Source organism: Vicinamibacterales bacterium (assembly GCA_041659285.1).
Classification (GTDB): Bacteria; Acidobacteriota; Vicinamibacteria; order Vicinamibacterales; family UBA2999; genus 12-FULL-67-14b.
Window position 1 is genome coordinate 427543 of the sequence record JBAZYO010000003.1, and the last position, 11029, is coordinate 438571.

The window sequence follows — 11029 nt, forward strand, 5'->3', positions numbered from 1 at the left end:
AACGCTGACAGGACTCCAGGAGGCCAGAAGCCGATCTTCTGGCCTCCTGTTCTATTTGCCGGCTTTACTGCACCCGCACCGACTGGGGCCGGAGGGTCAGGCTGTAGACGTAGGGCACCATCCCATCCTGGTCCACCAGCAGCGGGTTGATCAGGCTCACTCGGACAGGCACGCAGTACTCGTATGTCGTCACCGCGGTGGGCTTGCCGCTGACGACGGTGGTCAACGTCAGGTTCTTTTCCAACCCCTGCTGCGCGGCCAGGAGACTCAGCCACTGTTCCAGCGCGTCGAAGTTCTGCACGTCGGTGACGAATTTGAGCCCGCTCTGTATTGTCGCCACCGCCACGAGCGAGAAATCCGCGATCCCGATGCCGCCTGGATAATAGGCGGTCCCGCCGTCTGGGGCCGGGCCTTCCACCACCTGCAGTTGCGAGCCGCCGCCGCTGAACGAGTGCAGCCCCAACACCTCCGGCGCGCCGGCGAGTTGGAGGGTCGGCGAGGGCTGGACGGGGAGGTCGATCAAACCATACAGGCTCGGCGTGGAGTTAATCCGGCTGATCTGGATGTTGTTGGGTTGGAGCACAAGCGAGGCCGGTGCGAGCGACCCGTCGGAGAACTGCGTGAGCAGGGCACCGGTCATCTGGAAGTTCACCATGTCGACGAATGCACCCTTGACGGGGTCGCGTGCCTGGACCGTCACGGTGACCAGCAGCGGAGCGAAGCTTCCATTCAGGATGTTGTTCCAGAGGTTGCGCAGGTCCGATATGGGCGCGTCGCTGCCCAGCATCATCGTGATTTGGGGAAATGAAGTCTGCCCGATACTCCCTATGTGTCCGAGGGAACTGACGGCCACGTTGAAGCCGAGTCGCGAAACAGCGTTGGGCCGGAAGCTCGGCAGTCCGTCGATGTTGACGCGGAGGTTCGACACCGCGGCCATCGCCGCGTTCTCATCGAGAGGGGCGCCGCCACCGGCCGGACCCGCCGGGCCCTGCGGACCCATGGGGCCCGCCGGGCCGGTTGCGCCCGTCGCACCGGCGGAACCGGGCGCGCCGGTTGCGCCCACGGCGCCCGCGGGTCCTTGCCCGCCATTGCAGACCGGGACCGCCGAGGTTCCGTCAGAGACGACGATGCCGCCGGTCGGACACTCGGCCACCGTCGCCAAGCGGACGGCCGCCGCAGCGCCACCGGGGCCCTGTGGGCCGGCAGGTCCGGTTGGTCCTGCAGGTCCGGCCGGACCTTGCGGTCCTTGCGCGCCATTCTGGCCGTTCACGCCTGGAGCGCCAGTCGGTCCCGGCGACCCTGCCGGTCCCTGCGGTCCCGGTGCGCCGTCGGCGCCGCTCGCGCCCTGAGGTCCAATGGCCCCGGTCGCCCCCGCGGGTCCTTGGGACCCAACGGGTCCCGCCGGTCCCGCTGAACCTTGCGCTCCCGGTGCGCCATCCCGTCCATCCGCGCCGGCCGGACCCTGCGGCCCTGCCGGTCCTTGCGGTCCGGGGGCGCCGTCGGCGCCGCTCGCGCCCTGAGGTCCAATGGCCCCGGTCGCCCCTGCGGGCCCTTGGGACCCAACGGGTCCCGCCGGTCCCATCGGCCCAGGCGGGCCTTGCGGTCCTGTGAACGCGTCCATCGAGACGCGGATCTCGTTCGGGCGGCAGGTGTCGTTGCCGCTGATGAACCGCACGAAGCCGGTCGCCCGTGCCACGCAGACTGCCGTGGGCGCAGGCGCCGCCGACGGGCCTTGCGGCCGCCGCTCGTCGTCGCGCCCTCTCTGCGCGAGGGCGGGCGATGCGAGGGTGAGTGTGAGTATGAAAGCGGGCAGGAACCGAGCGCAGTTCGGCCGACGAAGCATAAGGGGGGCCTCCAGTAGAGAAGGGTCGACCGAAAGGTTACGCAATCCGACCGCCCGACGCAACTGCAGAGTCAGGAACTAAGAAAGAACTAAGAACCTTAGACGCCGGACTTCAGGTACCGCGCCACCGCGCTCACCAGCCGATCGACCTCCTGAGGCGAGTTGTAGAAGTGGGGCGAAGCGCGCAGGCCGCCGCGGTCGGCGCCGCCGCGACCCGCGGTGCCAATCTTGTCTTTCTCGTAGAGCACCTGGCCCAGCTTCTGGGCGTTGAGGGAGCCGGGCAGGAACGACACCACCGCGGCGTTCAGCACCGGGTTGGGCGACGTCCACACCTTCACGTCCGGCAGCTTTGACAATCCTTCAATCAACTGATTCGCGAGTGCCCGTGACCGCTGTTCGATGGCGGCGCGGCCGACCTTGGTCTGGAACTCCAGGGCCTCGCGCAGCGCGATCATGGTCGCCTCGTCTCGTTGTCCGAAGCTCTCGAACGTCTTCGAGATGCCCACGGCGCCGGGATAGGCGCTGTAGATCGACGGCCAGATCTGTTTCTGTGCCCGCGCATTGATGTAGAGCACGCCGCACTCGCGCGCGCCGCACGGCCACTTGTGGGCGCTGCCCGTGTAGAAGTCGGGCGAGATGTCGGCGAGGTTGACGTCGAGCAGGCCGAAGGTCTGGGCGCCGTCCACCAGCGACAGCACGCCGTGCTCCCTGGCCAGCGCGCAGAGTTCCTTCGCCGAAAACAGGTCGCCGACCGTGCTGGTGAGATGCGTGAAGGTCAGGATCTTCGTCTTCGCGGTGATCGCCTTCTTGTAGGCGTCCACGTAGTACTCCATCCCCGGGTGGGGATTCTTCTGCGCAATCTCGACGACGGTGAAGCCGAAGCGCTTGGCTTTTTCCTGCCACGCCACGAGGTTGCTCGGGTGGTTGTCGTGAAACACGATCACTTCGTCGCCGGCCTTGAGATCCAGGCCGCTCGAGACCATGTTGTTGGCCTCGCTGGTGTTGCGCGTGATGACGATCTCTTCGGGGGTGACGCGCAGGAACGCGGCGAGCGCCTTGCGCGTGTTCTCTTTCTCGCCGGTCAGCCGCGCGCGGTTCTGTCCCGACGGGTCGCGATCGACGCTGTCGGTCTCGCGCCGCAGCGCTTCGAGCACGGGCCGCGACGAGGGGCAGAGGTTGGCGGCGTTCAGCACGCCGAGGTCCGGCGGCATCACGAACTGCTCGCGCACCGATTTCCAGAACGCTTCACCGCCGGCCGCGCCGCCGGGCGCAAAGGCCGGCGCTTGTGGCGCCGTCTTCGCCCAGACCGGGTCGGCGAACAGGGCCGCGGAGCCACCAATGGCAAATAGACGGGCGAAATCTCGGCGGGATACTGGTGCAGTCATGCGCCGCAGATTACACCCAAAACAGCCACGGATTGGACGCAGATTAGGCACAGAACAAAAAAGCCTTTCTAGAATCTGTGAATAATCTGCGTCGAATCTGTGGCTGTCCTAAATCTGCGGCCGCTCGTCGCCAGATGGCCCGTAAATGGACGGGATCGGCACGCCCAGCATCCGCAGGTACACCGTCATCTGGCCGCGGTGGTGGACCATGTGGTTGAGCACGAAGGCACGCATCACCGACGCCTTCGGCATGGTGAACACTTCCTTGCCGCCGGCCTTGAGCGTCCAGGGCGCGTCGAATTCGGCGTCGGTCTTGTTGACCAGGTTGGGGCGGCCGGACTTGAGGTTGCCGTCGAACATCGCCAGCACGGCGGCCCGCGTCGCCGGAGACTGATGGTCGGCCGGCCGCGGCGTCAGCACGTCGAGTTCGCTCTGGGTCATCGTCATGGTGGCCCAGAGCGGAAACTCGGCGAGGTGTTCGGCGAGCCGGCCCAGCGTCATGCTGGTGGGGTGCGGGCGCCACTCGAACTGGCCATCCGGCACGCGGTCCAGCACCTTGCGGGTCTGGCCCATCTCGCGGTCGAACTCGGGAAGCAGCGTGTCAATCAGCGGCATCCCGGCATTCTAGTGCGTCCTACTGCTTTGGCTTGGCCGGACCCTTGTCCTTGAACGCCTTGCCGAAGTTCTTCTCGAAATTTTTTTCGAAGGTCGCTTCGAAGTCCTTGGCGAAGTCCTCGCCGAAGGATTCTTCAAATGTGGTTTCGAACTGCTGGCCGAAGGCTTCAACACCAGCCTCGAACTGCTCGAAGTCGAAGTCGAAATCGAAGTCATCCCAAGCTGGCGGCTTGGGCTTGGGCGCCGGCGCAGGTGCCGGCGCAGCCTGTGGTGCCGGTGGCGCGGGCGGAGCCGGCCGAATGCCCATGCGGCGACGCTGACGCTCGTCGTCTTTGCTCACGATCGCCTTGCGGGCGAGGATGATATCGCCGTTGAACGACTGGGTCTCAATGCGCGCGCTGCCGTTGCCGAGCGTGAAGTTGAAGCGCTTGCTGCCGCTGCGCGGGTTCTGCCCGTCGGGCAACTGGATGGGGAAGTCGGCGGAGAAGTCGCCCTGGAAGGTGCGGACGAAGATGGTGGCGTTGGTGGCGCCGCCCAGGCCGACGCGGATGTCGCCGCCGTGCGTGGTCAGGCGATAGACGCCGTTGTCGCGGATGGTGCCGTTGAACGTGACGTCGCCGTTGACCGTTGACGCCTCGAGGTTCGAGGTCTGCGCGTTGTCGATGACGATGTCGCCGTTGGTGGTTTCCGCGGTGATCTCGCCGGTCACGTTGGTGACGCGAATGCCTTCGTTGACGGTGGTCGCCTGCACGCGGCCGCTGGCCTTGTCGATGGTGATGACGCCTTCAACCGACCGCACCGTGACGGAGCCGGTGCCGCCGGTGATGCGGGCGTTGCCATGTACGGTTTCGACCGTGACTTCGGCCGCCGTCCCTTCGATGGTCGCATCGAGATACGTGCCCGACAAGTTCACGGCCATCCAGCGCGGCACGGTGATCTGGAAGTCGGCGAGGCCCGGCATGGGGCCACGCGCCTGTCGTTGCGTGCGGACGCGCAACGTCATGTCGGTGGTTTCCGCGGTCACGGTCTCGCGGGCGCCGTGCGTGGCCTGGATGCGGACCTTGTCCTGGTCCCACGAGCGCACGACCACCTCACCGGCGTTGTTGCTGAGCACGAGGCGCGTGCCCTTGACCACGTCGATGGTCTGGTCGGTCTTCGGGTTGGTCTCCGGGCCGCCGGGGCGGGCCTGGATCGGCTGTTGGCCGTCGGGCGCCGATTCGCGCGGCTGCGCGAGCGACGGGGCGCTGCACGTCAGTGCGAGCGCAGCGGTCAGAAGCAATCGGGTCATCGGTCAGTCTCCTCCAGCGGACGCGAGGGTCGTGGCATGACGCAGCAAGTCGAGCTTTCGCCGCCGCGCGTCGGCCAAATGGGAATTCAGATAGGGGTTTGCCGGGTCGTGGTCGAGCGCCATCCGCGCTTCCTGGATCGCAGCATCAATGGTCTTCAAGTTGCGTTCGATCACGAGCACGGTGCGGGGGTCGAGGCGGTCCCGTTCTTCGTGAAGGATCTGTTCGAGGTCGGTCACCGCGGCGTTGAACTGGGCGTCGGCGAAATTGGCATTCACGACATCGCCTTCCACTTCGCCGATCGCTTCACTCTCGGCCACCACCATTCGCTGGGTGTCGGCCGGTGCCGCCGGCTGGCGCACCGCGAGCCACGTGACGCCCGAGGCCACGGCGATCAACAGCGAGGCGGCCATGGCGAGCTGCGGCAGGGTAAAGGAGATCTGCCCGCGGCGCGGCGCCGTCCGCACCTCGAGCCTCGTGGCGACGCCCGGCCACAGGTCGCGCGCCGGCTGCTCGTCGCGCCACTGCCCGATCGCCTGCGACAGGACGTCGTCGGCCGCGAGCGGCTCGTGGTCGCCTTCCCCGAACTGTCGTTGTTCCGTCATAGCGTTTCTTCCGGCCCTAATCCGCCTAAAGGCGGATGCTACATGTGGCGTCCGGCTTTAGCCGGACCTATCCCCGCTTCTTCGACAACAACCCGCGCAGCGTCTGGCGCGCGCGGTGCAACTGCGACTTCGACGTCCCCGGCGCTACGCCGAGGATCTCGCCGATCTCTTCGTGGCGGTAGCCTTCGACGTCGTGCAGCACGAACACCGTGCGGGCGCCGTGCGGCAGCTGCTCGATGGCCGCCTGCAAGTCCATGCTCAGGTCCAGGTGCTTGGTGCGCGCCGCGGGCGCCACCTCCAGCACCGCCTCGCCGTCGGCGAGGAACCGCTGGCGGGCCGTGCCGAGCGTCCGGAACCGCTCGATGATCACGTTCACCGCCAGCCGGTGAAGCCACGTGGCGAAAGACGACTCACCGCGAAAGAGGGCGAGCTTCTGCCACGCGCGGACAAACACGTCCTGCGTCAGCTCGTCGGCTGCGTCGGGACCGGCCATGCGCCGCGCGAGATTGAAAATCCGCGGCATATGGGCCCGGTAGACCCGTTCGAAAGCCGCCGTATCCCCTTGGGTAGCAAGGACGACGTCGTTCACCGGCACTGGTTTGGATGATAGGGGAGACGGAAGGGTTGGAACCGGCGGCCGGGTTTGGCCCCGAGCCGCCAGTCCAAGAGGGGGCCGACCCGGTTACGGTTTCTTCGTAAAGTCCACTTTCGGCGCCACTTTGGCCGATTCCGGGGCCTCGAACAGCTTGTAGTCGCCCTTGAACCCGAAAATGCCAGCCGTGATGTTGGCCGGGAACTGCCGGCGGGCGGTGTTGTACGCCTGGATGGTCTCGTTGTAACGCATGCGCTCCACGGCAATCCGGTTTTCGGTGCCGGCGAGCTCGTCCATCAGCCGGGCAAAGGTGGCGTCGGACTTGAGCACGGGGTAGTTCTCCACGACCACTAGCAGGCGGGCGAGGGCCGAGGTCTGCTCGTTGGCCGCCGCCATCTTCGCCTCGGGGGTGGTGGCGCCGGCCAGCTTCGCGCGCGAGTCGGCGATCGACTGGAAGACGTCCCGTTCCTGCTGGGCAAAGCCCTTGGTGGCCTCGACCAGGTTGGGAATGAGGTCGTTTCGCCGCTGGAGCTGGTTTTCCACCTGGGACCACTGCGTCTTGATGGCCTCCTCCTGGCTGACGAACTTGTTGTACGAACAGCCCGACGTCGCGACAGCCGCACTCACGAGGGCCACAACCACGAGCATTCGCTTGAGACTCTTCATAGCTACCTTTCTATCAGATTCCACTGTGCTCCGGCTAAAGCCGGAGGCTACATCGTCACCGAGTTACCAGCCGGCGCCACCACCGCCGCCGCCGGAGCGGCCGCCGCCGAATCCACCGCCAAACCCGCCTGATCCACCCCAGCTGCCACCGCCGCCGAACCCGCCGCCGAACGGTCCCACGCCGCTGATCCAGTGGCTGCCGCGCCGGAGGCCCCGTCCGCGGCCGCCGCCGTTCATCATGTTGAGGAAGATGATCAACAGGATGACGATCAATCCGATCGGAAACCGGGTGCGGCTGCCGCGCGGCTCCACCTGCGGCGCCGCGATGGGCGCGATGTCGAGGTTGACGTTACGGCCTTGGGCCACCCGTTGGGCGACCCTCTGGGCGCCGGCCAGGAGTCCCCGGCCGTAGTCGCCTTCGCGGAAGAACGGCACCATGCCGCGGCTGGTTTCGCCGGCGAACCCGTCGGTGATGAAGCCCTCGAGCCCGTAGCCGGTTTCGATCCAGACCTGGCGATCCTCGAGGGCGAGCACGATCAGCACGCCGTTGTCTTTGCCCTTCGTGCCAATGCCCTTGCCGCCGTTCTCGAACATCTCGACGGCGTACGTCTTGAGATCCGCCCAGGGTTGATAGGTCTTGACGGTCGTCACCACCATCACGTCGCCGGTGGCCGATTGCAGCTGCCGGATCAGCGCTTCGATCTCACGCTCGCTGCCGGCGTCGATCGTGTTGGCGAAATCGTTGACCGCCGCGGTGAGCTCGGGCGGCGCGGTTTGCGCGCGCGCCACGTTCGCGCTCAGGCACAGGCACAAGCCGAGACACAGGCGGCCGAAGGCCGCCCGCCTTCGCCCAGGGCTTCGGCGCGGCAAGCCCTTCGAGGCGAGCGTGATCACGACAGCTTCCAGGTGTCGATGAAGTGCGACAGTTGCTCCACGGCGGCGAGATAGCCGGGGAAGAGCCGCGCCGGATCGACACCCGATGCGGAGGCCCCCGACGCCAGCGCCAGCACATCTCCGACCACGCGGGGATCGAGCTGGGGCCGCCGTCCGGCGAAGGCGCCGAGATCGGCGGCGCTGGCCGCCGCGTGTCCGTCGAGTTGCGCGATGCGGCGGAGCAGCACGGCAAACGCCGGCGCCGCGTCGGTGACGAGTGACGCCACCCGCGACGGCCGTCCGCCGCACTCGACGAAGTTCTCGCGGAGGTGCAGCAGGTGGCTCTTCACCTGCACCTCGCACGCCCGCCTCAGGTCGTCGGGACGAATCGACAACCCGGCAAACGGATCGACGCCGAAGAGTGCCTGGTGGGTCTCGATGATTTCGCCGTACTCGATCGGAAACGCGTCGAGCGAGCCGGCGAACTCATCTTTCGTGAGCAGGAGCGGCGTGGCGCTGCCGGCGCGGTGCCAGGAGGCGGCGCGCGCCGCGCAGGCCGTCAAGTCGTCGGCGGTAAGCGTGCGCACGAGCGCCACGCTCGGCGCCGGCCCCTCGGGCTGGTGGCCGTAGGCCACAAACGCCGTCAGGCGGTCGCCGAAGATGAGTTGAAGATCGTGAAGGGTGGCGGCGAGTGGTCCGCCGTGCGAACTGTCCATCTCTTGTAGAATACGACTCTTCCGGGTCAGCTGTTCGAATATGCGCCTTCGCGAGATCAATCTGGGATGTTTTGGCGGCGGCACCGGCCTGCCGAGCCTGCTCGGCGGGCTCAAACGCAATCCCTGGCTGCGCCTGAATGCCGTGGTCACCATGTTCGACTCGGGAGGCAGCTCCGGCCAGCTGCGCGACGAGTTGGGCGTGTTGCCGCCCGGCGACGTGCTGCGGTGCGCGCTCGCGCTGTCGCGCAACGAAGGCGAAGCGCGCCGCGTGCTGCTGGCACGCCTGCCGACGCTCGAACACGCGCGGCTCGGCGGCCACACCGGCGGCAACCTGCTGCTGTCGATGATGGAGCGCTACAGCGGCGACTTCCTGGCGGCCGTGGACGGCTTGCGCGCCTTGCTCGGCTGCCGCGGCTTCGTCTGGCCGGTGAGTGTGGAACAGGCCACGCTGTGCGCCGAGTATGCCGACGGCGAGGTGACGCGCGGGGAAGTGGAAGTGGACGCCGGCCACGCCCGCGGCCATCACGTGACGCGCGTCTGGCTCGAGCCGCCGGCGCGCATCCATCCCGGCGTCAAGGCGGCCATCGGCACGTTCGACGCGGTGGTGATTGGCCCCGGCAGCTTCTTTACCAGCCTGCTGCCCACGCTGCTGGTTGACGGCGTCGCCGACGCGCTCGCCGACGTCAAGGGCCCCATCGTGGTGGTCACCAACCTGCTGACCGAAGGGCAGGGGATGCAGGGCTTCACGGCCGCCGACGCCGTGTCGTGGGTCAGCCGCACCATCGGCCGGCCCGTGGACGTCGTGATCGCCAACGACGGCCGGCCGTCCGCCGAAGGCCTGGCCCGCTATGCGGCCGAGCACAAGCATCCGCTCGCCGTGGGTGCGCCGCCGCCGGGCACGGAAGTGGTGGTCGGGGATTTCTGGCGATCGGAAATGGCGCGCCACGATCGGCAGCGGCTGTCGTACGCGGTGTGGTCGGTGTTGTCACGGAGACTGCTGTCATGATGAATTCACAGTTGAAAACCGGAATGGTCGCGGCGCTCCTGATCGCCATGACCGCGGCCGCCGCGCCGGCGCAGACCATGGACGCCAACGCCGTGCTCGCCTCGATCGACGCGAAGGGCGCGGCCTATCGCGACGTCGCGCTCAAGATCTGGTCGTTCGCGGAAGTGGGCTATCAGGAAACCAGGAGCAGCGTCCTCCTGCAGGAGCAGTTGAAGGCCGCCGGCTTCACGGTGAACGCCGGCGTCGCCGAGATTCCCACTGCCTTCACCGCCACCTGGGGCTCGGGCAAGCCGGTCATTGGCATCATCGGCGAGTTCGACGCGCTGCCGGGCCTGTCGCAGGCCGCCGAGGCTGACCGCCATGCGCTGGTCGCCGACGGTGCCGGCCACGGCTGCGGCCACCACCTGTTCGGCACCGCCGCCACCGCGTCGGCGATTGCCGTGAAGGAATGGCTGAGCGCCAACAAGCGCTCGGGCACCCTACGCTTCTATGGCACGCCGGCCGAGGAAGGCGGCGCCGGCAAGGTCTACATGCTCCGCGCCGGCCTCTTCGACGACGTCGACGCGGTGGTGACGATGCATCCGGGCGATCGCAATGCCTCGAGCGCGTCGAGCACGCTGGCCAACATCACCGGCAAGTTCCGGTTCCGCGGCATCTCCGCGCACGCCTCGACCGCGCCCGATCGCGGGCGTTCGGCCCTCGACGCGGTGGAGGCGATGAACGCCATGGTCAACCTGATGCGCGAGCATGTGCCCTCCGACGCGCGCATCCACTACGTTATCACCAACGGCGGCCGCGCGCCCAACGTGGTGCCCGATTTCGCCGAGTCCTACTACTACGCCCGCCACAACGACATGCGGGTGCTCGAAGGCCTGTGGGAACGCATCACCAACGCCGCCCGCGGCGCCGCGCTGGGGACGGGGACCACCATGGAACTGGAGCTGACCGGCGCGGTGTGGAACGTGCTGCCGAACAGCTATCTCGTCGGTCTCATGCAGGAGAACCTCCGCAAGGTCGGCGGCTACGAGTACACGCCGGTGGAACGCCAGTTTGCCGAAGGCATCCGCAAGACCCTCGACGGCGAGCTGCCGCCGATCGACAGTGCCAATTCGGTGTTCGCGCCGGAAGCGGGCATCGGTAGCGCCTCCACCGACCTTGGTGATGTCAGCTGGCGCGTGCCCACCGTGCAGCTGACCGCGGCGACGTGGGTCCCCGGCACGCCCGCGCACAGCTGGCAGGCGGTCGCCGCCGGCGGCATGTCGATTGGCGTCAAGGGGATGATGGTGGCGGCGAAGTCGATGAGCCTGATGGCCATGGACCTGTTCTCCGATCCGGCGCATCTGGTGAAGGCACGCGAGGAGTTCGACAAGCGCCGCGGTCCGAACTTCAAGTACACGACCCGGCTGGCGGACCGCAAGCCGGCGCTCGACTATCGGAAGTAG

The 11029-nt window shown here is 67.4% G+C and carries 11 protein-coding genes; 2 read left to right on the forward strand and 9 right to left on the reverse strand.

The features are described 5' to 3' along the window. Positions 1–64 precede the first annotated feature (64 nt). The 9 genes from WC815_06785 to WC815_06825 all read right to left on the reverse strand — a co-directional run bounded on the left by WC815_06785 (position 65) and on the right by WC815_06825 (position 8581). Entirely contained in the window at positions 65–1153 is a 1089-nt protein-coding gene (locus WC815_06785; protein MFA5908462.1) for a collagen-like protein, read from the reverse strand. 788 nt (positions 1154–1941) lie between these two features. After that, positions 1942–3228, reverse strand: coding sequence for an aminotransferase class V-fold PLP-dependent enzyme (locus WC815_06790; protein ID MFA5908463.1), 1287 nt, complete (start codon positions 3226–3228; stop codon positions 1942–1944). 108 nt (positions 3229–3336) lie between these two features. Then, the gene (locus tag WC815_06795; protein ID MFA5908464.1) at positions 3337–3843 is read right to left on the reverse strand and encodes a DinB family protein; all 507 of its coding nucleotides are present in this window, start codon (positions 3841–3843) and stop codon (positions 3337–3339) included. A gap of 19 nt (positions 3844–3862) precedes the next feature. Next, positions 3863–5131, reverse strand: a complete 1269-nt coding sequence (locus WC815_06800) for a DUF4097 family beta strand repeat-containing protein (protein MFA5908465.1) — start codon at positions 5129–5131, stop codon at positions 3863–3865. A gap of 3 nt (positions 5132–5134) precedes the next feature. After that, entirely contained in the window at positions 5135–5734 is a 600-nt protein-coding gene (locus tag WC815_06805; GenBank protein ID MFA5908466.1) for a hypothetical protein, read from the reverse strand. A 67-nt stretch (positions 5735–5801) separates the two neighbouring features. Then, entirely contained in the window at positions 5802–6329 is a 528-nt protein-coding gene (locus WC815_06810) for an RNA polymerase sigma factor (protein ID MFA5908467.1), read from the reverse strand. An 87-nt stretch (positions 6330–6416) separates the two neighbouring features. Beyond that, positions 6417–6992 carry a LemA family protein gene (locus tag WC815_06815; protein ID MFA5908468.1) on the reverse strand — a complete coding sequence of 192 codons (576 nt, stop codon included), beginning with the start codon at positions 6990–6992 and terminating at the stop codon, positions 6417–6419. Between the two features lie 63 nt (positions 6993–7055). Continuing rightward, a complete protein-coding gene (locus tag WC815_06820) occupies positions 7056–7886 on the reverse strand; it encodes a TPM domain-containing protein (GenBank protein MFA5908469.1) in 831 nt (276 codons plus the stop codon). After that, complete coding sequence (locus WC815_06825; GenBank protein MFA5908470.1) at positions 7883–8581, reverse strand: hypothetical protein; 699 nt, start codon at positions 8579–8581, stop codon at positions 7883–7885. The genes WC815_06820 and WC815_06825 overlap by 4 nt, the downstream gene beginning before the upstream one ends. 40 nt (positions 8582–8621) lie before the next feature. On the opposite strand from WC815_06825, the gene WC815_06830 reads away from it, so the two are divergent. Further along, positions 8622–9587 (forward strand): gluconeogenesis factor YvcK family protein, encoded by a 966-nt coding sequence (locus tag WC815_06830; GenBank protein ID MFA5908471.1) that lies wholly within the window; start codon positions 8622–8624, stop codon positions 9585–9587. Further along, positions 9584–11029, forward strand: coding sequence for an amidohydrolase (locus WC815_06835; GenBank protein MFA5908472.1), 1446 nt, complete (start codon positions 9584–9586; stop codon positions 11027–11029). Before WC815_06830 ends, WC815_06835 begins: the two co-directional genes overlap by 4 nt.